Here is a 22,425-nt window from a genome sequence, read left to right as displayed (position 1 = left end):
GGACAGCCATCGTCCCGCTTTCACAAGACGCGGTTATGAAATACTGTGGCTGGGTCAGAATATGTCGTGAGGCCAGGTGATGATCGCAGCCCTTCTCGCTCTTGCGCTCAGCGCCAGCGCGCCGCCCGCTCAGTCAGCCCAGTCGGCCACGCCCGCCCATGAGGATCAGGCGGTTAGGCTGGAAGATATCCAGGTCTCGGGCCGACGCCTTGACGACCTGATCCAGAGCTTCGTCAGCGAAGTCGCAGCGCCCAATCGCGGGCGCGGCATCGCCCGATGGGACCGCAGCGTCTGCGTGGGCGCCGTCAATCTGCGCCGTGAAGCCGCGCAATATCTGGTGGACCGCGTTTCGACTGTGGCGGAAGACCTTGGATTGAATGCAGGCGACCCCGGCTGCACGCCCAATCTGCTGATCATTGCGACCGCTGACGGCGACGCCTTCGCACAGGAGCTGGTGGAACGCCGCCGTCGAGCCCTGCGCATGGGCGGCTCCGGCATGGACCGCGGCGCTGCTGCCCTCAGAGATTTTCAGGAGACCAGCCGCCCCGTCCGCTGGTGGCAGGTCAGCATGCCGGTCGATTCCGAAACGGGCCAGCGCGCGGTCCGGATACCCGGAGATTGCATGAATGATTGCTCCAGCCCGATGGACGCCGCTCCGGTGATCAACGTGTCTTCGGCTTCGCGGCTGACGACCCAGATCGTCGACAACATCTTCCGCGCCATCATCGTCGTGGATGTGAGCAAGATCGGCGCAGTGAACTCGGTGCAACTGGCGGATTACATCGCCATGGTGTCGCTGGCGCAGATCGACCCGACAGCGGACACCAGCGCCTATGCCTCAATCCTGAACGTCTTCAACGATCCGAACAGCGCACCCTATCTGACCGAGTGGGACAAGGCCTATCTTGACGGGCTGTACGGTGCTCAGCGGACCCGACAGAACGTGCGGGCGGGCAAGTCAGAGATCCAGTCCTCGATCCGCCGCGCGCACGCCCGCCTTGCCGAAGAGGCCGCGCCGTCTACGGATTGAGCGTTTCCACGCCCTCGTCCGTGCCGATGACGGCCAGGTCGGTGAGGTCGAGGAACAGGCCGTGTTCGACCACGCCGGTCAGGCTTTTCAGGTCGGCGGCGAGGCGGGCCGGGTCGGCGATCAGCTTGCAGGCGGCGTCGTAGATCAGGTTGCCGCCGTCGGTGCGGATCAGGCCGCGTTCGGCCTCGCGCACGCGAGCGGGAGAGCCGATGTCGTGGTCGGCCAAGACGTCGGCGATGCGGTTGGCGGTCGTCTTGTGGCCGAAGGCGACGACCTCGATCGGCAAGGGGAAGGTTCCCAGCGCCGGAACCACCTTGGCCGCGTCGGCGATGCAGATGCAGCGGGCGGACGCCTCCCACACCAGTTTCTCGCGCAGCAGGGCCGCGCCGCCGCCCTTGATGAGGGCCAGGCCGGGGCCGATCTCGTCGGCGCCGTCGACCGTCAGGTCGATCTTCGGCGTGTCTTCCAGCGTCGACAGGGTCAGGCCCAGTTCGCGCGCCAGATCGGCGGTGCGCTCGGACGTCGGGACGCAGCGCAGGTCCGGCAGGTTGCGCGCCGCCAGGGCTTTCACGAACCAGGCGGCCGTCGAGCCGGTGCCCAGGCCGACGACCATGCCGGCCTCGACGTATTGGGCGGCGGCTTCGCCGGCGTTCTTCTTCTGCAGGTCGCTCATTTGGTCTTCGCCGCCTTCTTCGCGCGCATGGTTTCCATGAAGCGGGCCGCCCAGCCCGGCTTCGTTGTCTGTTCGGCGCGGCCGAGGGCCAGGTCGCCGGGCGCGACATCCTTCGTCACGACCGAGCCGGAGCCGACCATGGCGCCCGCCCCGATGGTCACGGGAGCGACCAGCGAAGAGTTCGAGCCGACGAAGGCCCCCTCGCCCACTGTGGTGCGGTGTTTGAAGAAGCCGTCGTAGTTGCAGAAGATGGTCCCCGCGCCGATGTTGGCTTTCGCCCCCACCTCGCCGTCGCCGAGATAGGCCAGATGATTGGCCTTGGCGCCCGCGTCCATGCGGACGTTCTTGACCTCGACGAAGTTGCCGACCTTGACGCCCTGCCCCAGGTCCGCGCCGGGGCGCAGACGGGCGTAGGGACCGACCTCGGCGCCGGTGGCGATCCTGGCGCCTTCGATGTGGCTGAAGCTGCGGATGCGCGCGCCCTCGTCCACCCTGGCACCGGGACCGAAGACGACGAAGGGTTCGATGGTCGTGCCTGCGCCGATGTCTGTGTCCCATGCGAAGTGGACCGTGTCGGGGGCGCTCATGGTCACGCCCTGCGCCAGGAAATGCTCGCGCTGGGTCTTTTGGAACAGGGCCTCGGCCTGAGCCAGTTCGCCTTGTGCGTTGACGCCCATGACGGAGTCTTCGGCGGCGAAGACGGCGCGGGTCGGGGCGCCGCGCCTGCGGGCCAGCTCGACCACGTCGGTCAGGTAGTATTCGCCCTTGGCGTTGTCGTTCGTGACCTCGGCCAGCAGGTCAAACAGCAGGCCGACCGGCGCCGCCATGACGCCCGAGTTGCAGGCGGTGACGGCTAGAACCTCGGCGGAGGCTTCCTTGGCCTCGGTGATGGCCAGCAGGCTGTCGCCCTGAAGGATCAGACGGCCGTATGCGCCGGGGTCGCGGGCCTCGAAGCCGATGACGGTCACGCCTTCATGCACGCCATCAGCGGCGTCTGCGAAGACAGGCTCGATGTCGGCGGCCTTCAGGAGGGGGACATCGCCATAGGTGACGACCACGTGGCCGACGAAATCGCCCAGCACGGCCTCGGCGGCGCGCACCGCGTGGCCGGTGCCCAGCGGCGGATCCTGAACGGCGATGCTGTCGGCGCCGAGGCGTTTCTCGACGTGGGCGCGGACTTCCGGAGAGTGAGAGCCGACGACGACGACGATGCGCTCGCAGCCCAAGGCCTCGGCCGCGTCGATGGCGTGATCCAGCATGGCCCGCGCGCCGACCGGGTGCAGCACCTTGGGCAGGGGCGACTTCATGCGCGTGCCCTGACCGGCTGCGAGGATGATGGCGGCTCGCGGATGAGGTTGGCTGGTCATGAATCGATCCGGCGGCTTGTCGTTGTCTGCGATCTAGCCCATTGCCGGGGTCTTCGCGAGCCGGGAGACAGATGAGTGAGCATTGAGCGCGACCTGGAAGGCTGGACCATCGCCTTCGATCTGGACGGGACCCTGGTGGATTCGGCGCCGGATCTGATCGGCACGCTGAACCGGATGCTGGCGGAGTATGAACTGCCGCCCGTGCCCATGTCCTCGACCCGGCATCTGGTCGGGCACGGCGCTATGGCCATGCTGCGCCACGGCTTCATGGAGGCGGGCGCCGCCTGGGACGAAGCCCACGCACCCGGCCTGTTCGAGCGCTTCATCGAGGTCTACCTCGCTCACATCGCCGATGAGAGCCGCCCGTTCGACGGCTGCGTCGCGGCGCTGGACCGGTTGAGCGCGCGCGGAGCGATCCTGTGCGTGGCGACCAACAAGCGCACCGACCTGTCGGTCGCGCTGATCGAGGCGCTGGGGCTGACGCGCCATTTCGCCTTCATCGCTGGCCCGGACGTGGTGTCGGCTCGCAAGCCCAGCGGCGCCCACATCATCGAATCGGTGCGCAAGGCGGGCGGCGATCCGGCGCGCTGCGTCATGGTCGGCGACAGCACGACGGACACCAAGGCGGCCAGGGACGCGGGCGTGCCCTGCATCACCGTCAGCTTCGGCTACAACGACGTGCCGCATGCGGAGTTGGGCGGCGCCGTGATGATCGACCACTACGACGGGTTCGATGAGGCGCTCGCGGGGGTGATGGGCTGAACCCATCTCCTCTTGCGGGAGAAGGAAAACTCCTGCTGCCTTTAGAACTTCTACCCCCTATCCGCCCCTGAGGCTGTTGCCGTCTTCGCGTCTGCGAAACACATAGGTCGACCTGTTCCTCCCCAAGGGTCGTCATGCTTCGTCGCTTCTTCGCCATTCCCCTGTGGCAGCGCACCGCCGCCGGTTTCGCCCTGGGCATTATCGCCGGCCTGATCCTGCGCGAGCAGGCCGTGGTCTGGCTTCAGCCCATCGGCGACGTCTATCTGAACCTGATCCGCATGGTGGTGGCGCCGCTGGTGTTGTTCACCATCGCCAGTTCGATCGCCAAGCTGGGCGAGGGGGTCGGCGCCGTGCGGCTGGGCGTGCGGACCATCGTGTGGTTCGCCGTCACCTCCCTGCTGGCCGTGCTGGTCGGCTTTGCGTTCGGCCACATCATCAATCCGGGCGTCGGCCTGTCCGACCTGCCGCTGGGCGAGGTGAAGGCGCGCGAGATCCCCTCGCCGTTGCAGGTTCTGCTGGGCGTCGTGCCGACCAATCCCTTCGCCTCGCTGGCCGAGGGCAAGGTGCTGCAGATCATCTTCTTCTCGGCGCTGCTTGGCGCGGCTCTGGTGGCGCTGGGCGACCGGGCGCAGAACGCGCGCAGACTGGTGGATGAGAGTGCGGCCCTGATCTTCCGCATCACTCGCTGGGTGATCCAGTTGACGCCGTTCGGGGTGTTCGGCCTGATCGGTTCGGTCGTAGGCGGCTATGGCTGGGAGGCGCTGCTGCCGCTGGGCAAGTTCATCTTCGCCATCTATGCGGCCTGTCTGTTCCACATCTTCGTCGTCTATTCGGGCCTGCTGAAGCTGCATGGACTGAAGGTCGTCAGCTTCTTCCGCGGCGCAGGCGCGGCCATGCAGACGGCCTTCGCCACTTCGTCGTCGCTGGGCACCCTGCCCGTAACCCTGCGCCAGACGGTCGAGCGGCTGGGCGTGCCGCAGGCCTATGCCTCCTTCGCCGTGCCTCTGGGCGCCAATGTGAAGATGGACGGGTGCGGCGCCATCTATCCGGCCATCGCCTCCATCTTCATCGCCCAGTATTTCCAGATCGACCTGACGCTGACGCAATACATCCTGATCGGCCTGACGGCGGTGTTGGGGTCGCTGGGTACGGCTGGCGTGCCCGGCACCAGCATCGTCATGCTGACCCTGACGCTGTCCACGGCGGGGCTGCCGCTGGAAGGCGTCGGCTACATCATCGCCATCGACCGCATCATCGACATGATGCGCACGGCCACCAATGTGACCGGCCAGATGGTCGTGCCGGTCTTGGTTGCAAAGGAAGAAGGCATCCTCAATCAGGACATCTACAACGGCCACGTGGCCTGGCTGCCCGGCGATCCGGAAGATGAAACGCCCGACGGCGTGCGAGCGGCGGGAATCTGAACAAGCGACGCAGCTATTTGATGATTTGAGGCTTGCCGTCGTCGGAATCGCGGGCTATGTCCCCGCCTCCCGACGGCGCAGTCACTGACCGCCCCGTTCCAGGCGGACGCGTAGCTCAGCGGGAGAGCACCTCGTTCACACCGAGGGGGTCACAGGTTCAATCCCTGTCGCGTCCACCATTTTTCACCTAATGAAATCAACTATCGCGCGGCAAGTGCGCCTTGGTTCAGTTGAACCGTGGCGGTAGGCGCGCTCGACGAGGTTTTGGCGCTTGTAGCGACAGCTACAGATCGTCCACCCCGGCCTCGGCCGCCGCACGCACTTCTTCCTTCAGCCAGGCGACGAAGGTGCGGGCGGCCGTGGTGGCGCCGCTGCGTTTGATCAGGAGGTGGTAGGCGAAGTCGGTCGTCAAGGCCCCGTCGGCGAACGGCGCGACCAGTCGGCCAGCCGCCAGGTCGTCAGCGACGAAGGCATAAGGCGCCAAGGCGACGCCCTGGCCGTGAGCCGCCGCTTCGATCGCCAAGGCTGTCTGATCGAAACGCGGACCGGCCTGATCGTCGATGTCGGTCAAGCCGCGCGCTTTCAGCCAGGCGCTCCAGTCCGGGCGCGGCTCTTCCAGTTCGCTGGGCCTCAGGTGGATCAACACATGCTGCGCCAGATCGGCCGCTTTCCGCAGCGGCTTTGGACCCGCCATCAGGCCCGGCGCGCAGACGGGCGTGACGTCGGCGTTCAACAGATATTCGGATCGCACGCCGGCATAGTCGCCCCGGCCATAGCGCACGGCGACATCCACCCGGCCGCCGCTGACGTCAGCGAGGCGCATGTCGGCCGACATCCAGACCTCGATCTCGGGATGGGCGGCCGAGAAACGCGCGATACGGGGCGCCAGCCATTTGGCTGCGAAAGACGGCGGGACGGAGATCGACAGGGCGTGACGACGTTCCGGCCGGTAGAGCAGGTCCCCTGCCCGTTTCAGATAGTCGAAGCCGTCGCGCAGCAGAGGATAGAGCTCGGCGCCCAGCTCGGTCAGCGCGATCTGACGGCCCTCGCGGTGAAACAGAGGCGCTCCGGCGTGTTCCTCGAGGATGCGGATCTGCTGACTGATGGCGCCGGGCGTGACGGACAGTTCCTCGGCCGCGCGCGTGATGTTGAGGCGTCTGGCGGCCGCCTCGAACGCCTTCAGCGCGTTCAGCGGCGGGATGCGGCTTTCCGGGGCCGACGGGGTCTTGCGGCGCGTCATCAGCTCATCCACTGGGGCTTAGGCAGGTTTCGAGCGGCCAGGAAGGCCGGGTCATAGATCTTGCTGCCGTAGCGCTGGCCAGAGTCGCACAGCACCGTCACGATGGTGTGGCCTGGGCCAAGATCGCGGGCCAGTCGGATGGCGCCGGCGATGTTGACGCCGCTGGATGGGCCAAGCGACAGGCCTTCTTCTGTCACCAGGTCGAACAGAATCGGGAGGAACTCAGCATCCTCGATACGATAGGCGTGATCCACCGACAGCCCTTGTAGATTGCCCGTGATGCGGTTGACGCCGATGCCCTCGGCGATGGAGGTCCCCTCGCCTTTCAACACGCCATCGGTGAACCAGCTATAGAGCGAGGCGCCCGGCACGTCGGCCAGTCCGATCCGCACGTCAGGCCTGCGTTCGCGCAGATAGGCGGCCGTGCCCGCAAGGGTTCCGCCCGAACCGACGGCGCAGATGAAGGCGTCGACGCGACCGTCGGTCTGTTTCCAGATTTCCGGACCGGTGGCCTCATAGTGGGCCAGGCGGTTGGCCTGATTGTCGAACTGGTCCGCATAGAAGGCGCCGTTCGGTTCGCTTTCGTTCAGTTCTTCTGCAAGACGCCGCGAAAAGTGGACGAAATGATTGGGGCTGGCGAAGGGCGCCGGATCGACCTCGATCAGGCCCGCGCCATGAAGGCGAACGGCGCGCTTCTTTTCCTCGGTCTGGGTGCGCGGCATGACGATGACGACGGGGTGGCCCAGGGCCGCGCCCACAAGCGCCAGGCCCACGCCCGTGTTGCCGGCCGTGCCTTCGACAATTGTCCCGCCGGGCCTGAGAGCGCCGGACGCCCGCGCGGCCCGGATGATGCTGAGCGCGGCGCGATCCTTGATCGAGCCGCCGACGTTCAAAAACTCGGCCTTGCCCAGAATTTCACAGCCCGTCGCCTCCGAGGCGCGCTTGAGGCGCACCAGAGGCGTGTTGCCGATCAGGCCGAGGACGTCAGGCGCGACAATCATGGAAAATCCGAACCGTGGGGAGGAACGCCCCTCTTAGCCACAGTTCAGATTTTCTAACAACCGGCCTTAGATATGGATGACGCGTCCATAGGCGTCGAGCGCGGCCTCGTGCATGGCCTCTGACATGGTCGGGTGCGGATAGACGATGCCGTGGATGTCTTCCTCGGTCGCTTCCATGGTGATGGCGGTGACGTAGCCCTGGATCATCTCGGTGACGTCGGCGCCGATCATGTGGGCGCCGATCAGGGCGCCGGTCTTGGCGTCGAAGATGACCTTGACGAAGCCTTCGGTTTCGCCCGCCGCGATGGCCTTGCCGTTCACCTTGAACGGGAAGCGGCCGATCTTGACCTCGCGCTTCTCGGCCTTTGCGCCCTGCTCAGTCACCCCGACCGAGGCGACCTGCGGCTGGGCGTAGGTGCAGCCGGCGATGGGCGAGTTGACGTTCGGCGTCTTGTAACCGGCGATGTGTTCGGCGGCATGGATGCCTTCGTGGCTGGCCTTGTGCGCCAGCCAGGGCGCGCCGGCGCAGTCGCCGATGGCGTACAGGCCCTTCACATTGGTCTGGCAGTGGCTGTCGGTCTTGATGTGGCCGCGGTCCAGTTCGACGCCCAGCGCCTCCAGACCGATGCCGTCGGTGTTGGCGGTGATGCCGACGGCCGAGATGCAGACCTCGGCTTCCAGGCTTTCGACCTTGCCGTTGACTTCAAGATCGACCTTCACACCCTTGGAATCCTTGGAGACCTTCGTCACCTTGGCGCCGAGCTTGAACTTGATGCCCCGTTTTTCGAAGCCCTTCTGAGCGGCTTTGGAGACCTCCTCGTCCTCTACCGGCATGATGCGGTCGACGGCTTCGACGACCGTCACCTCGGCGCCCAGAGCGCGGTAGAAGCTGGCGAACTCGATGCCGATGGCGCCTGAGCCGATGACCACGAAGGTCTTGGGCAATTTCTTCGGCGCCAGGGCGTCGCGATAGGCCCAGATCCTGTCGCCGTCGGCCTCAAGCCCGATCTGCGGCAGGGCGCGGGCGCGGGCGCCGACGGCCAGCATGACGGTCTTGGCCTCGATGGCGCGCGTGCCGCCGGCCTTCAGGGCCACGACGACCTTGGGGGCGGCGGCGCCTTTCTCGAGCTTGGCTTCGCCCTCGATGACCTCGATCTTGTTCTTCTTCATCAGGAAGCCGACGCCCTGATTCAGTTGCTTGGCCACGCCACGCGAACGCTGGATGATGGCGTCGAAGTCGAACGACGCGCCCGAGGCGGACAGGCCATAGTCCTTCAAATGCGACAGGCTTTCGAACTTCTCGCCCGACTTCAGCAGGGCCTTGGTGGGAATGCAGCCCCAGTTCAGGCAGATGCCGCCCAGGTTTTCGCGCTCGACGATGGCGACCTTCTGGCCCAGTTGGCTGGCGCGGATGGCCGCGACGTAACCGCCGGGGCCCGAGCCGATGACGACGAGATCAAATTCAGCAGCCATGATCAGATCAACTTTTCAATGTCGGCCTTGATGGCCTCAGGTTCAGTCTGGGGCGAATAACGCGCGACAACGCGGCCTTCGCGGTCGGTCAGGAACTTGGTGAAGTTCCACTTGATGGCGCGCGAGCCGAGGAAGCCCCTCTTCTGCTCCGTCAGCCAGGCGTACAGGGGGTGGCGTTCCGGCCCGTTGACCTCGACCTTGTCGAACAAGGGGAAGGTCACGTCGAAACTGCTGGCGCAGAAGGCGGCGATTTCCGCCGCCCGGCCGGGCTCCTGCTGGCCGAACTGATTGCAGGGAAAGCCCAGGACTTCGAACGGCGCGTCAATCAGATCGCGATGCAGCTTCTCCAGCCCGGCGTATTGGCCGGTGAAGCCGCATTTCGACGCCGTATTGACGATCAGCAGCGCCTGACCGCGAAAGCGATCCAGCGACACGTCCGCGCCATCGATGGCCCGGGCGGAGAAGTCATAGACGGATGCCATGACCTCTCGGCCCCCTTAAGCCAACATCGCCACGGGATCTTCGATCAGCGGCTTGAACGCCTGCAGGAAGCGAGCGCCCGTCGCGCCGTCGACCACGCGGTGATCGCAGGTCAGGGTGACGGTCATGACCGTAGCCACGGCCAGTTGGCCGTCCTTGACGACCGGGCGTTGTTCGCCGGCGCCCACGCTCATGATGCAGCCCTGGGGCTCATTGATGATCGAGGTGAACTGCTTGATGCCGAACATGCCCAGGTTGGACACCGAGAAGGTGCCGCCCTGGAACTCTTCCGGCTTCAGCTTGCGCTCACGCGCCCGCTTGGCCAGATCCTTGGACTCGGTCGCGATCTGGGCCAGGCCCTTGGTTTCGGCCTTGCGGATGATCGGCGTGATCAGGCCGCCGTCGATCGCCACCGCCATCGAAACGTCGGCGTTGTGGTGCATGGCGACGCCTTCGGGCGTGTAGGAGGCGTTGGCCTCCGGCACCATCTTCAGGGCAAGCGCAGCGGCCTTGATGACGAAGTCGTTGACGGAGACCTTGATCCCCTGCGGCTCCAGCATCTTGTTGACCTTGGCGCGGACGGCCATCAGCTGGTCGATCTCGACGTCGATGAACAGCGGGAAGTGCGGCACGTTCTGAACGCTGTCCACCATGCGGCGGGCGACGGCCTTCTTCATGCCGTCCAGCGGAATCAGGTCGTAGGTTCCGTCCGCGATGCCCATCTGAGCGAGCGACAGAGCCTTGCGCGGCTCAGCCGAAGCCGCGGCCGTAGCGGCGGCGGCCGGTTGAGCGCCGCCCTTGCCCGCGGCTTCCACGTCGCGCTTGACGATACGGCCGTGCGGGCCGGTGCCCTTGACGGCCTTCAGGTCCAGACCGGCCTGGGCGGCCAGACGGCGCGCCAGCGGCGAGGCGAAGATGCGTCCGCCGTCGTCGGACTTCGGCGCGGCCGCAGCAGCTTCAGCCTTGGGAGCCTCAGCCTTGGGAGCTTCCGTCTTCGGCGCTTCAGCCTTGGGGGCCTCGGCCGGAGCGTCAGCCTTCTTGGGCGCGGGCGCCACGGCGTCGCCGGACAGGCGGGCGATCGGCGTATTGACCTTCACGCCCTCCGAGCCTTCCGGCACCAGGATTTCGAGCACTTCACCTTCATCGACGGCTTCGACTTCCATCGTCGCCTTGTCGGTCTCGATTTCAGCGATCACATCGCCGGCAGAGACGGTGTCGCCGACCTTGACATGCCACTTGGCCAGCACGCCCTCTTCCATCGTCGGAGACAGGGCGGGCATCAGGATATCGGTCATTGAGCGGTCTCCGTCTTGACGGTGGAGGCGGCTTGGGCATGCGCCCTGTCCCAGCTGTCGGAGATGGCCTTGAACGCCGTCGGCTGATCAAAGCCATGATGCTCCGCATAGGCGTGGGAGTAGTGCCACGCCAGTTCGGCCAAGACGACGCCGATGTTGCCGGGCTCCGCCAGCGCGGGCCGAATGTTCATGATGGGGCCCGTGCCGTTCCACCAAACGCGAGCCAATTCAATGACCAGATCTTCGGGCGCGTTCAGACCTTCAGGGATCGGCAGAGCGCGTTGTTCCAGGGCGGCGGCGTCCATCAGGCGCTCCCCTTCGGCTGCAGGATTGGCTCGGCGACAGTGCGCACATTATCGGCCTTCACTACGTCCGACAGGCCTTGCAGGATGCGATTATAGGCTTCGCGTTCGTTATGACCGTGCCTCACGGCATAACCATGCGCCATATGTCGCGCGGCATAGGCCAGCAGTTCCCCGAATTTGATCGGGTCGTTGAAGGCCGGCTTCACCGACATGACCGGCTCGTTCTTCGACCACCACATCCGCAGGATTTCGATAGCCTCCGGATCGGCGGCGACGCTCTCCGGCATGGTCAATTGAAATTCAGGGTTCTCGCTCACGCCATCACCTTCTTTACGGCGGCGACGATCTTGTCGACGCCCGGCAGAGACAAGGCTTCGAGGTTGGCGGCGTAGGGCAGCGGCACGTCTTCCTGGTGCACGCGCAGCGGCGGGGCGTCCAGATAATCGAAGGCGTGCTCGATCACGCGGGCGACCACTTCGGCGCCGACGCCCATCGGGCCCCAGCCCTCTTCGGCCGAGACCAGACGATTGGTCTTCTTGACGCTCTCAACGATGGTCTCGTGATCCAGCGGACGCAGGGTGCGCAGGTCCACGACCTCGACCGACACGCCTTCCTCGGCCAGCTTTTCAGCCGCCTGCAGGGCGAAGCCGACCATGCGGCTGTGCGCCGTGATGGTGACGTCCGTGCCTTCGCGGCGGACCTTGGCCTTGCCGATCGGCACGACGTAGTCCTCGACGTCCGGAACGTCGAACTCCAGGCCGTACATCATCTCGTGTTCGAGGAAGACGATCGGGTTCGGGTCGCGGATCGCAGCCTTCAGCAGGCCCTTGGCGTCGGCGGCGTCATAGGGCGCCACGACCTTCAGGCCCGGGATCTGGGCGTACCAGGCCGAATAGTCCTGGCTGTGCTGGGCGGCCACGCGGGCGGCGGCGCCGTTGGGGCCGCGGAACACGATCGGACAGCCCATCTGGCCGCCAGACATGTACAGGGTCTTGGCCGCCGAGTTGATGATGTGGTCGATCGCCTGCATGGCGAAGTTCCACGTCATGAACTCCACGATCGGCTTCAGGCCCGAGAAGGCCGCGCCGACGCCCAGGCCGGCGAAGCCGTGCTCGGTGATCGGGGTGTCGACCACGCGGCGGTCGCCGAACTCCTGCAGCAGATCGCGGCTGACCTTATAGGCTCCCTGATACTGGGCGACTTCCTCGCCCATCAGGAAGACGTTCTCGTCGCGGCGCATTTCTTCGGCCATGGCGTCGCGCAGGGCGTCGCGGATGGTCGTCTTCACCAGCTTGGCGTCAGCCGGAATTTCAGGATCGCGCAGTTCGACCTTCGGTTTCACGGGGGCGTCGGCAGGCGCGCCTTCAGCCTTGACCTCGGGGGCGGCGGCCGCAGCAGCCTCGGCCTTGGGTGCGGGCGCGGCAGCGCCGTCTTCGCCGGCCAGACGCGCGATCGGCGTATTGACCTTCACGCCTTCGGAGCCCTCGGCCACCAGGATTTCGAGGACTTCGCCCTCATCGACGGCTTCGACTTCCATCGTCGCCTTGTCGGTTTCGATCTCGGCGATCACCTGACCGGCTGACACGACGTCGCCAGCCTTGATGTGCCACTTCGTCAGCGTGCCCTCTTCCATCGTGGGGGACAGCGCCGGCATCAGAATGTCCGTCACGTATCAGGCCTCCACGTAGACGTCGGTGTAGAGCTCGGACGGATCCGGCTCAGGGCTCTCTTGAGCGAACTGCACAGCTTCGGCCACGATGGCCTTCACTTCGTTGTCGATCGCCTTCAGTTCGTCCTCAGTCGCCTTGGCGGCGGCCAGAAGCATCTTGATATGGTCGATCGGGTCGCGGGTCTTCTTGACCTCGTCCACCTCTTCCTTGGTCCGGTATTTGGCCGGATCGGACATGGAGTGGCCGCGATAGCGGTAGGTCTTCACCTCAAGGATGTAGGGGCCTTCTCCGGCGCGGGCGCGGGCCACGGCGCGGGCGGCGGCGTCGCGAACAGCCAGCACGTCCATGCCGTCGACCTGTTCGCCCGGAATGCCGAAGCTGGCGCCGCGCTGATACAGTTCCGTCGTCGAGGACGAGCGTTCGATGCTCGTGCCCATGGCGTACTGGTTGTTCTCGATGATGTAGATCGCCGGCAGCTTCCACAGCTGGGCCATATTGAAGCTCTCGTAGACCTGACCCTGGTTGGCCGCGCCGTCGCCGAAGTAGACGAAGCTGACCGAGTCGTCGCCGCGATACTTGCCCGCGAAGGCCAGGCCGGTGCCCAGCGCCACCTGGGCGCCGACGATGCCGTGGCCGCCGTAGAAGCCGGTCGGCACGTCGAACATGTGCATCGACCCGCCCTTGCCGCGCGCCGAGCCGCCGATGCGGCCGGTCAGTTCGGCCATGACCTCATTGGGATCCATGCCCGCAGCCAGCATGTGGCCATGGTCGCGATAGCCGGTGATGATCTTGTCGTAGCCCTGCTTGACGCTCTCCTGAACGCCGACGGCCACGGCTTCCTGACCGATGTACAGGTGGCAGAAGCCCCCGATCAGGCCCATGCCGTAGAGTTGGCCCGCGCGCTCTTCAAAGCGTCGGATCAGGACCATCTCGCGATAGAAACGCAGCAGGTCTTCCTTGGAAGCCTGAGGCGTGTTCGGAATCTTGTCGCCCGCGCTGGGCGAGTTTTTCTGAGCGGCGGCTTTCGCCATCCGGCATCTCCCGGCTTACACCCCTGTATCAGGGACTCTTATCGTTACGGAAAGGGGCTTTAGCAGCCTTCGTTCCCGAAACGCAAAGCGACCGGCTACGCTGTAACAATAGTTCAGGAGGCGCGGGTCGCCTCAGGAGCGCGTCCTGCGGGACCGTTCAGCCGAACAACGTAGTCGCGCGGGTCGGCGAAGCCGATCACCGCCCTCGCCCGCTCTTCCAGCAGATCCCTGGAAAGGCTCTCGGTGCGCAGATAGCGGACCCGCACTTCCAGATCCTGACGCTGCTCATTAAGACGCGTGAGCTGAGACTGGCGCTTGGACAATAAAGCATCGCGTTCTGAGCCGCTTAGCAGGCCGCGCTCACCCGTCAGGGCCTGAACGCCCAGATAGGCGATCAGCAGCAGCAACAGTACGGTCGGCAGGTATGGCTTCATCTGCTCGGGCACAACGGACGCTCCTTCTGAGCGCGCACAAACACGGTGGCCCATCAGTGACCGAAAATGCCTAACGAACCGTAGCTTGGCCGTAATTGCGAACGCCGCCCCCGAGGTTCGGAAGCGGCGCCCGGCACATCTTCGTGATGAAGCTTATTTCAGCAGCATGCCGTCGCCGAAATAGGCGGCCTGGTCGCCCAGCATCTCTTCGATGCGCAGCAGCTGGTTGTACTTGGCCGTCCGGTCCGAGCGGGCCAGCGAGCCGGTCTTGATCTGACCGCAGTTGGTGGCCACGGCCAGGTCGGCGATGGTCGAATCCTCGGTCTCGCCCGAACGGTGCGACATGACGGCGGTGTAGCCCGCGCGGTGGGCCATATCGACGGCGTCCAGCGTTTCGGACAGGGTGCCGATCTGGTTGACCTTGATCAGGATGGAGTTGGCCAGGCCTTCGCCAATGCCAGCGGCCAGACGGCGCGGATTGGTCACGAACAGGTCGTCGCCGACCAGTTGCACCCGGTCGCCCAGACGGTCCGTCAGCAGCTTCCAGCCGTCGAAGTCGTCTTCGGCGCAGCCGTCCTCGATCGAGACGATCGGGAAGCGCTCGACCAGGTCGGCCAGGTAGTTGACCATGCCCTCAGCGTCGAAGGACTTGCCCTCGCCGGTCAACTCATACTTGCCGTTCTTGAAGAACTCGGTCGAGGCGACGTCGAGCGCCAGGTGGAAGTCCTCACCCGCCAGATAGCCGGCCGCCTGACCCGCCTTGGTGATGAAGGTCAGGGCTTCGTCGGCCGACGCCAGGTTCGGGGCGAAGCCGCCCTCGTCGCCGACATTGGTGTTGTGACCGGCATCCTTCAGCGCCTTCTTCAGCGCGTGGAAGATTTCGGCGCCCATGCGCAGGCCTTCCGAGAAGCTCTCGGCGCCCGTCGGCATGATCATGAACTCCTGGATGTCGATCGGGTTGTCGGCGTGGGCGCCGCCGTTGATGATGTTCATCATCGGCGTCGGCAGGATGCGGGCCGAGACGCCGCCGATGTAGCGGTGCAGCGGCAGACCGGCCGAGATGGCGCTGGCCTTGGCCACGGCCAGCGAGACGCCCAGCATGGCGTTGGCGCCCAGACGGGACTTGTTCTCGGTGCCGTCCAGCTCGATCAGGGCCTCGTCGATGCGGCGCTGGTCCTCGGCGTCCATGCCGGACAGGGCGTCGAAGATTTCGCCGTTGACGGCGTCGACCGCCTTCTCGACGCCCTTGCCGCCCCAGACGTCCATGTCGCCGTCGCGCAGCTCAACGGCTTCGTGCGCGCCGGTCGAAGCGCCCGATGGCACCGCCGCGCGGCCGAAGCTGCCGTCTTCCAGCATCACGTCCACTTCAACCGTCGGATTGCCCCGGCTGTCGAGAATCTGGCGGGCGACGATGTCGACGATGTCGGTCATGAAAGACACTCTGTAGTGAATGGTGGGAGTTGTTCGAGGCGTTTAGCCCGACCGTGCGGAATCTCCAACCGCCGCTCCGCGATCAGGAACATCCCTCGACATACTGGATGCTGGGGCCGCCCGCGTGGATGAAGGCGACCTTGCCGTCCTGACCGATCTCGAAGTTGAAGCCGCGCGCGGCGGGGTCCGTGGCATAGCCGCTCGACGGGGAAGTCTTGCCTGACCAGATCGTGACGTAGGCAGCCGGCGCATCCTGATATTTGTGAGGCGTCACCTCAGCGACGGAGCCGTAGCGAGCCTTCAACTGCTCGCCGTCAAAGCCCACGCCGACGCCGTCCTCGGTCATCACGTCCGACCCTCTGATGGCGGTCAGCCGTGTGAGCACGCCCTTCTCAAGCATCACAAGCACACCCTTAGGGCCGCGCGGCGGCTGATACTGGCGACACTCAGAAGGTTCTGCGTCCGCGACGTTGGCGGGAGGCGGGCCGACAGCGGCGTCCACCTCGGCCTGAGACATTCCAATTCGCAGCGGCCCATAGCCCTGAGGCGTCAGAACATCCGCTGCGGCTGTCGGAGCCGCAGGTGTAGAAACAGGAGGCTCGGCTTCAGGTGTTTTGGCGGTTTCCGGAGCGTTGCAGGCGGTCAGGGCCAACAGGGCGACGGAAATGAGAACGGCGTTGCGGATCATGAAAGGCGCTCCTGTCTTGCACACGCCGTCCATAACGCACGAAAACGGCGCGCGATGTCATCGCGCGCCGTCAAAACTTTCGTCCGGCCGAAGCCGGTCAGACCCGAAAGACTTAGTCTTCCTGCTGGGTCAGGACCTGACGGCCTTTGTACATGCCGGTCTTCAGGTCGATGTGGTGCGGACGACGCAGTTCGCCGGTGTCCTTGTCTTCGACATAGGTGTTGGCGCCCAGGGCGTCATGAGCGCGACGCATGTTGCGACGCGAGGGGGAGGTTTTGCGCTTCGGAACGGCCATGTCCGTCTCAATCTCTAAGTCGGTGCGCCGGTGAAGACGCGAAAACAACAGCGGCGGCCCCCCGATAAGAGCCGCCACGCGAGGGCGGGCTTATGCATGAAGACGCAACCGATTTCAAGGGCCTCGACGCCGTCAGGCCTACCGACCGTCAAACCCTTGCCGTCAGGCTTTGCGCCACGGCCTCGCCGATGGCCAGCGAACTGGTCAAGCCGGGGCTTTCGATGCCGAAAAGCGCCATCAGCCCTTCCAGCCCGTGATTCGCCGCGCCGTGAAGCTGGAAGTCCGGTTGCGGCTCGTCCGGTCCGTGCAGCTTGGGCCGGATGCCGGCGTAGTCGGGCGTCAGCCGCTCGACCGTCACGCCCGGCCAGAAGCGGCGGATGTAGCGGGCGAACTCTTCCGCCTTGGCCGGATCGACGGAATAGTCCTCGATCTCGACGTAGGCCAGATCGGGACCGAACACGCCCTGCCCGCCCAGATCCTTGCGGTAGTGAGTGCCCAGCGCGCCGGGAATCGGCGGCGGATAGATCAGACGGTTGAACGGCGCCGCTCCCGTCAGGCGGAAGTAGATTCCCTTGCCCAGATGACGCGCAGGAATATCCGCTGCCGGATAGCCCTCGATCCGCACGGCGACTTCCTGAGCCGACAGGCCGGGCGCGGTGACCAGAAGACGGCTGGTCACGGTCATCGCCCCCTCCCCGCCCACACGGATCGAGAAGCCGCCGCCCGGCAGGCTTTCGGCCCCTTCGAACGGCGCCGAGATGACGACCGCGCCGCCAGCGTCCTCGATCTCGCCTTGTAGCGCCAGCATGTAGCCGTGGCTGTCGAACACGCCGCTCTCGGGCGACAGGATGGCGGCGTGGGCGTTCAGTTCGGGCTCCAGCGCCCGCGCCTGGGCGCCGGTCAGGTGCTCCAAGTTTTCGACGCCATTGATCACGGCTTGCTGGAAGATGGCCTCGATGCGTTCGACCTCGGCTTCCTCGGTCGCCACGACCAGCTTGCCGCACTTCCAGTGATTGACCTTGCGGCTCTCCAGGAAGTCATAGAGGGCGCGCCGCCCTTCGACGCAGAACTTCGCCTTCAGCGAGCCGGTTGGATAATAGAGCCCGCCGTGGATCACCTCGGAATTGCGCGAGGAGACGCCCTGGCCGATGTGCGGCTCCTTCTCCAGCACCAGCACCGTCAGGCCGCGCCGCGACAGCGCCCGCCCGCAGGCCAGCCCCACAGCCCCCGCGCCCACGACCGTCGCATCGAAGTCGAAAGGCGCGCCCATCGTCCTACCTCTTGCCGTAGAGGGCCTTGGCGCGGCCCTCGAAACACTGGATCAGCTTGTCGACCGCCCGGTCGAAGTTCGCCTGAAGCATCATGTCCAGCATGCGCGACTTGAAGGCGAAGTCGATAAAGAATTCCAGTCGCGTCCCCTGCGGGTGCGGATGGAACTCCCAGCGGTTCTTCAGGTGTTTGAACGGGCCGCGGATCAGGCCGACCTCGACCTTGGGCGCATGGACGTCATGGCGCACCCAGGTCGAGAACTTCTCGGTCAGGAAGGCGAAGCCGACCCCGGCCTCTGCGTCCAGCAGATGCACGCCCGGCGCCTCGTCGCGCACGTTCCAGACGCGCATGGAGGTGATCCACGGCACGAAGTCGGGATAGGCGCGCACGTCCGCCACCAGGGCGGCGAGTTGTTCCGGCGCATAGGGCAGAATGCGCGTTACGCGATGGACGGCCAAAGGATCAGCGGCCGTTCCGGGACGACAGCTGAGCCTCGCGCGCCGCCTTCAATCGGGCGAAGTCGTCGCCCGCGTGGTGCGACGAGCGCGTCAGCGGCGAGGACGACACCATCAGGAAGCCCTTGGCCCGCGCGATCGCCTCATAGGCCTTGAACTCTTCGGGCGTGACGAAGCGGTCGATCGGGGCGTGCTTGCGCGTCGGCTGCAGGTACTGGCCGATGGTGATGAAGTCGACGCCGGCGGACCGCATGTCGTCCATCACCTGCATGACCTCTTCCTTGGTCTCGCCCAGACCGACCATGATGCCGGACTTGGTGAACTGGTTGGGGTCGCGCTCCTTGACCATCTGCAGCAGGCGCAGGGAGTGGAAGTAGCGGGCGCCCGGCCGTATCTTCAGATACAGGCGCGGAACCGTCTCAAGGTTGTGGTTGAAGACGTCGGGCGTGGCGTCGATCATCACCTCGGCCGCGCCGTCCTTGCGCAGGAAGTCAGGCGTCAGGATTTCGACCGTGGTGTTCGGCGCCTGCAGGCGGATCTGGCGCACCACCTCGGCGAAGTGGGCGGCGCCGCCGTCCGACACGTCATCGCGGTCCACGGAGGTGATGACGACGTGGTTCAGGCCCATCTGGGCCACGGCCAGACCGACCTTGGCCGGCTCTTCCGGGTCCAGCGGCTGCGGCAGGCCGGTCTTGACGTTGCAAAAGGCGCAGGCCCGCGTGCAGGTGTCGCCCATGATCATCAGGGTGGCGTGCTTCTGGCTCCAGCACTCGCCGATGTTCGGGCAGGCGGCCTCTTCACAGACCGTCACCAGCCCCTTGGAGCGAACGATGTCCTTGGTCGCGTTGTACTGGCCCGAGCCGGGCGCCTTTACGCGCAGCCAGTCCGGCTTTTTCAGCACGACCGAATCCGGCCGGTTCTGCTTTTCCGGGTGACGAAGCTCGGATGGCTTCTTCTGCAAGGTGTCGATCAGCGTGACCATTGTCGGTGGTCTGAATCCTGTTTTCGAGGGCGGCCGGATTTCCGATGCTATGTCGGCTTTCCGTAGTGCAAACGCAAGGCACACTGCGTTTCAGTCCGACGCCGGAACAGCCTCACGCAGCGTTACGCATCTTTTCAAGCCGACCTTACGTCACTAGGTTCCGGCCTCTTGTAACCGAGAGGGCCGTCTGAGAGCCCTCCGAAGGAGGACGTGCTTGCTGCGGGCAGCCCTGGACCCCAAGGTCTATGAAGAGACCCTGTTCGACGCGCTGGTCGATGCGCGCGCCCGCTACGGCGACAAGGAGATTCTGGAGGACCAGGATCGCCACCCCCTGACCTATACAGGCCTGATCCGCGCCGCCTTCGTGCTGGGCCGCAAGATCGCCAGACTGACCCAGCCGGGCGAGCGCGTCGGCGTGCTGCTGCCGTCCAGCGCGGGCGTGGTGGTGACCTTCTTCGCCCTGCACGCCTTCGGCCGGGTGCCGGTCATGCTGAACTTCACCTCGGGCGAGGCCAATCTGAAGGCCGCCCTGAAGACGGCGGGCGTAAAGAAGATCCTGTCGGCCAAGCGCTTCGTGACACAGGCCAAGCTGGACAACCTGATGGAGGCCCTGAGCGAGGTTTCCGAGATCGTCTGGCTGGACGACATCCGCAAGACCATCGGCCTGGCCGACAAGCTGTACGGCCTCAGCGCGGGCATGGCGCCCAAGCGCTTTCGCGTGAAGACCGACCCGGATTCGGCGGGCGTGGTCCTGTTCACCTCGGGCAGCTTCGGCGCGCCCAAGGGCGTGGTGCTGAGCCAGAAGAACCTGGTCGCCAACGCGCGCCAGGTGGCGGCCCACATCGACCTGGATCCCGACTGGGTGATGTTCAACCCGCTGCCGACCTTCCACTGCTTCGGCCTGACGGGCGGGGTCATCCTGCCGCTGCTGCAGGGGTTGAAGGCGTTTGAATATCCCTCGCCGCTGCACGCCAAGCAGATCACCGACCTGCTGCCCCAGGTGAAGGCGTCGATCCTGTTCGCCACCGATACCTTCCTGAACCAGTACGCCCGCGTGGCCGAGCCCGGCGACTTCGCCACCCTGAAGTTCGCCGTGGCGGGCGCCGAAAAGGTCCGCGAAGAAACCCGCGCCGCCTTCGACGCCAAGTTCGGCGGCCTGACCCTGCTGGAAGGCTACGGCGCCACCGAAGCGGCGCCGGTCGTGGCCGTGAACCATCCCGACCGCAACCGGCCGGGCACGGTGGGTCAGATCCTGCCGGGCATGGAATACCGGATCGAGCCGGTCGAGGGCATTGCGGTCGGCGGCCGCCTGTTCCTGCGCGGCCCGAACGTGATGGAAGGCTATATCTCGCCGAACGATCCGGACAATCTGGAGCCTCTGGCCGACGGCTGGCACGACACCGGCGACATCGTCGACATCGACGCCGAGGGTTACATCACCATCCTTGGACGGGTGAAGCGCTTCGCCAAGATCGGCGGCGAGATGGTGTCCCTGACGGCTGTTGAAGGCATGGCGGGCGCCGTCTGGCCGACCGGCCACCACGCCGTCGTCGCCGTCCCTGACAGCAAGAAGGGCGAGCGCCTGGTCCTGGTCACCGACGTTGCAGGAGCCGAGACCGCTCAGTTGACGGAGTGGGCCCGAGAAAACGGTGCGCCCGAACTGGCCGTGCCGAAACGGATCATCAAGGTCGACAGCATTCCCGTCCTGGGCACCGGCAAAACCGATTATGTGACGATCCAGAAGCGGGTCGAGGATGAATTGAAGGGCGCCTGACAAGGCGCTTGCCGTTCTCGGCCAGTGTCATAACCTCGACGGTTCGGTCCCGCTCTCGGGACGCCACGACCGAGGAGACTTCATGGCTCGACGTTCGACATCCCTGGCCGGCTGGGAACCGCATTTCCTCAGCCTTCTCAGAATTGTCTCCGGCCTGCTGCTGCTTCAGCACGGCGCGCAGAAGATTCTCGGCTTCCCGCCGGGCGGAGGAGGCCAGGGCATTAACCTGTCGACGCTGGCGGGCTGGTCCGGACCGATCGAACTGGTCGGCGGCGTGCTGATGGTGCTGGGCCTGTTCAGCCGCCCGACGGCCTTCATCCTGTCCGGCTTCACCGCCGTGGCCTATTGGATGGTTCACGCGCCGCAAAACCCCTACCCCATCAACAACGGCGGGGAGCTGGCGGCCCTCTACTGCTTCGTCTTCCTGTATCTGGTCTTCGCCGGACCGGGGCCGTGGTCTCTGGACAACGCCCTGCGGCGCGGCGGCCGCCGCTGACACCCGCGACGCGGCGTCCGGTCAGCCGATCCGGACGCCCGTCATCGAGATCGAGCCGCCGTCGATCACATCATTGAAGAAGCTCAAGGGCTCGCCCGGCGCCTGCTGAGCGGCGACATAAAGCAGCGGCAGATAGTGCTCGTCCGTCGGGACGCTGAGCTGCGCCTGCTCGGCCAGATGGACCCAGTCGATCAGGGCGTCATGATCGCCCCCCATGAAGGCGCGTTTCACCGCCTCGTTGAAATCGACAGCCCAGTCGTAGGGTTCACCGCCCGCGCGCTTCCACGTCCGCAGATTGTGCACGAAGTCGCCCGAACCGGCGACGATCACGCCTTCGTCCCGCAAGGGGCGCAGGCGCTTCGCCAGCTCATAATGGGCGCGGGCGTCAATGGTGCGATCCAGCGACAGTTGCACCACGGGCACATCGGCGTCGGGCCAGACGTGCGCCAGCACAGACCATGTTCCGTGGTCGAGCCCCCACTGGGTCGTGGGCGCGGCCCCGGTCAGCTCCGCCACGCGGCTCGCCAAGGCGGGAGAGCCCGGCGCCGGATACTGCATGGCGTGAAGTTCAGCCGGAAAACCTCCAAAATCATGGATAGTTTCTGGTTGCTCCTGCGCTGTCACGCCCAGACCTTGCGTCTCCCAGTGAGCCGAAACCATGACAACGCCTTTCGGTTTGCCGACGTCCTGCCCCAAGGTTCGCCAGGCCTCTACAAAAGGACCGCCAAGGGCGTTCATGGGCGAACCATGACCAAAAAAGAGTGCGGGCTGGCGCATGACCTTAACCGTGCCGCTTCTTGGGCGTCACGGCTCCGATGAGAATGAAGTACGATGCCTATTTGGCAACAGT

General features: G+C 65.6%; 24 protein-coding genes and 1 tRNA gene. 6 read left to right on the top strand and 19 right to left on the bottom strand.

All coding sequences use genetic code 11. The features are described 5' to 3' along the window. Positions 1-79 precede the first annotated feature (79 nt). Complete coding sequence (locus RSD66_RS08610; RefSeq protein ID WP_119411976.1) at positions 80-1,030, top strand: hypothetical protein; 951 nt, start codon at positions 80-82, stop codon at positions 1,028-1,030. On the opposite strand, the gene rpiA is transcribed toward RSD66_RS08610, so the two are convergent. Together rpiA and glmU are read right to left on the bottom strand one after the other, a co-directional pair. Next, complete coding sequence (gene rpiA, locus RSD66_RS08605) at positions 1,020-1,703, bottom strand: ribose-5-phosphate isomerase RpiA (protein WP_415287318.1); 684 nt, start codon at positions 1,701-1,703, stop codon at positions 1,020-1,022. The genes RSD66_RS08610 and rpiA overlap by 11 nt on opposite strands. Then, entirely contained in the window at positions 1,700-3,070 is a 1,371-nt protein-coding gene (gene glmU / locus RSD66_RS08600; protein WP_415287316.1) for a bifunctional UDP-N-acetylglucosamine diphosphorylase/glucosamine-1-phosphate N-acetyltransferase GlmU, read from the bottom strand. Before glmU ends, rpiA begins: the two co-directional genes overlap by 4 nt. A gap of 75 nt (positions 3,071-3,145) precedes the next feature. Here glmU and RSD66_RS08595 point away from each other — a divergent pair, with 75 nt between their 5' ends. From RSD66_RS08595 to RSD66_RS08585, 3 genes are all read left to right on the top strand, one after another. Further along, positions 3,146-3,832, top strand: coding sequence for an HAD-IA family hydrolase (locus RSD66_RS08595; RefSeq protein ID WP_415287314.1), 687 nt, complete (start codon positions 3,146-3,148; stop codon positions 3,830-3,832). A gap of 134 nt (positions 3,833-3,966) precedes the next feature. Then, entirely contained in the window at positions 3,967-5,256 is a 1,290-nt protein-coding gene (locus RSD66_RS08590) for a dicarboxylate/amino acid:cation symporter (protein ID WP_415287312.1), read from the top strand. Between the two features lie 104 nt (positions 5,257-5,360). Beyond that, positions 5,361-5,435: transfer RNA gene (locus RSD66_RS08585), tRNA-Val, on the top strand. Positions 5,436-5,539: 104 nt separating this feature from the next. On the opposite strand, the gene gcvA is transcribed toward RSD66_RS08585, so the two are convergent. The 16 genes from gcvA to lipA form a co-directional block, all read right to left on the bottom strand. Next, entirely contained in the window at positions 5,540-6,496 is a 957-nt protein-coding gene (gene gcvA / locus RSD66_RS08580; protein ID WP_346522972.1) for a transcriptional regulator GcvA, read from the bottom strand. After that, entirely contained in the window at positions 6,496-7,497 is a 1,002-nt protein-coding gene (locus RSD66_RS08575) for a cysteine synthase A (protein WP_415287310.1), read from the bottom strand. Before RSD66_RS08575 ends, gcvA begins: the two co-directional genes overlap by 1 nt. A gap of 66 nt (positions 7,498-7,563) precedes the next feature. Next, entirely contained in the window at positions 7,564-8,970 is a 1,407-nt protein-coding gene (lpdA, locus tag RSD66_RS08570; protein ID WP_415287308.1) for a dihydrolipoyl dehydrogenase, read from the bottom strand. Between the two features lie 2 nt (positions 8,971-8,972). Continuing rightward, positions 8,973-9,452: a glutathione peroxidase gene (locus tag RSD66_RS08565; RefSeq protein WP_024352831.1), complete on the bottom strand. Its 480-nt coding sequence runs from the start codon at positions 9,450-9,452 to the stop codon at positions 8,973-8,975. A 15-nt stretch (positions 9,453-9,467) separates the two neighbouring features. After that, positions 9,468-10,745, bottom strand: coding sequence for a pyruvate dehydrogenase complex dihydrolipoamide acetyltransferase (locus tag RSD66_RS08560; RefSeq protein WP_415287306.1), 1,278 nt, complete (start codon positions 10,743-10,745; stop codon positions 9,468-9,470). Then, on the bottom strand, positions 10,742-11,050 hold the full coding sequence (locus RSD66_RS08555; protein ID WP_415287305.1) for a DUF5076 domain-containing protein: 309 nt from the start codon (positions 11,048-11,050) through the stop codon (positions 10,742-10,744). The genes RSD66_RS08560 and RSD66_RS08555 overlap by 4 nt, the downstream gene beginning before the upstream one ends. Then, a complete protein-coding gene (locus RSD66_RS08550; RefSeq protein ID WP_024352834.1) occupies positions 11,050-11,367 on the bottom strand; it encodes a DUF5076 domain-containing protein in 318 nt (105 codons plus the stop codon). The genes RSD66_RS08555 and RSD66_RS08550 overlap by 1 nt, the downstream gene beginning before the upstream one ends. Beyond that, positions 11,364-12,719 carry a pyruvate dehydrogenase complex E1 component subunit beta gene (locus RSD66_RS08545; protein WP_024352835.1) on the bottom strand — a complete coding sequence of 452 codons (1,356 nt, stop codon included), beginning with the start codon at positions 12,717-12,719 and terminating at the stop codon, positions 11,364-11,366. Before RSD66_RS08545 ends, RSD66_RS08550 begins: the two co-directional genes overlap by 4 nt. Positions 12,720-12,722: 3 nt before the next feature. Continuing rightward, positions 12,723-13,751, bottom strand: coding sequence for a pyruvate dehydrogenase (acetyl-transferring) E1 component subunit alpha (gene pdhA, locus RSD66_RS08540; protein WP_024352836.1), 1,029 nt, complete (start codon positions 13,749-13,751; stop codon positions 12,723-12,725). A 113-nt stretch (positions 13,752-13,864) separates the two neighbouring features. Further along, a complete protein-coding gene (locus tag RSD66_RS08535; RefSeq protein ID WP_029673127.1) occupies positions 13,865-14,185 on the bottom strand; it encodes an FtsB family cell division protein in 321 nt (106 codons plus the stop codon). Between the two features lie 153 nt (positions 14,186-14,338). Beyond that, positions 14,339-15,616: a phosphopyruvate hydratase gene (gene eno / locus RSD66_RS08530; protein ID WP_003169372.1), complete on the bottom strand. Its 1,278-nt coding sequence runs from the start codon at positions 15,614-15,616 to the stop codon at positions 14,339-14,341. 82 nt (positions 15,617-15,698) lie between these two features. After that, a complete protein-coding gene (locus RSD66_RS08525) occupies positions 15,699-16,304 on the bottom strand; it encodes a hypothetical protein (protein WP_415287303.1) in 606 nt (201 codons plus the stop codon). Between the two features lie 112 nt (positions 16,305-16,416). Further along, positions 16,417-16,599 (bottom strand): 50S ribosomal protein L32, encoded by a 183-nt coding sequence (gene rpmF, locus RSD66_RS08520; protein ID WP_024352840.1) that lies wholly within the window; start codon positions 16,597-16,599, stop codon positions 16,417-16,419. 148 nt (positions 16,600-16,747) lie between these two features. Then, the gene (locus tag RSD66_RS08515; RefSeq protein WP_415287301.1) at positions 16,748-17,869 is read right to left on the bottom strand and encodes an NAD(P)/FAD-dependent oxidoreductase; all 1,122 of its coding nucleotides are present in this window, start codon (positions 17,867-17,869) and stop codon (positions 16,748-16,750) included. A gap of 4 nt (positions 17,870-17,873) precedes the next feature. After that, positions 17,874-18,326, bottom strand: a complete 453-nt coding sequence (locus tag RSD66_RS08510; protein ID WP_003169367.1) for a type II toxin-antitoxin system RatA family toxin — start codon at positions 18,324-18,326, stop codon at positions 17,874-17,876. A gap of 4 nt (positions 18,327-18,330) precedes the next feature. Further along, complete coding sequence (gene lipA, locus RSD66_RS08505; protein ID WP_024352843.1) at positions 18,331-19,305, bottom strand: lipoyl synthase; 975 nt, start codon at positions 19,303-19,305, stop codon at positions 18,331-18,333. Positions 19,306-19,522: 217 nt separating this feature from the next. On the opposite strand from lipA, the gene RSD66_RS08500 reads away from it, so the two are divergent. Next, positions 19,523-21,079: an AMP-binding protein gene (locus RSD66_RS08500; protein WP_415289582.1), complete on the top strand. Its 1,557-nt coding sequence runs from the start codon at positions 19,523-19,525 to the stop codon at positions 21,077-21,079. Between the two features lie 82 nt (positions 21,080-21,161). Next, positions 21,162-21,575 (top strand): DoxX family protein, encoded by a 414-nt coding sequence (locus RSD66_RS08495; RefSeq protein WP_415287300.1) that lies wholly within the window; start codon positions 21,162-21,164, stop codon positions 21,573-21,575. A gap of 21 nt (positions 21,576-21,596) precedes the next feature. Here the strand turns inward: RSD66_RS08495 and ygiD are convergent, their stop codons facing one another. Next, entirely contained in the window at positions 21,597-22,352 is a 756-nt protein-coding gene (gene ygiD, locus RSD66_RS08490) for a 4,5-DOPA dioxygenase extradiol (protein WP_415287299.1), read from the bottom strand. Between the last annotated feature and the right edge of the window lie 73 nt (positions 22,353-22,425).

The organism is Brevundimonas sp. S1H14, assembly GCF_047716865.1.
In the GTDB taxonomy this organism is placed as follows: domain Bacteria; phylum Pseudomonadota; class Alphaproteobacteria; order Caulobacterales; family Caulobacteraceae; genus Brevundimonas; species Brevundimonas naejangsanensis.
This window is presented reverse-complemented; position numbering and strand designations above follow the sequence as displayed.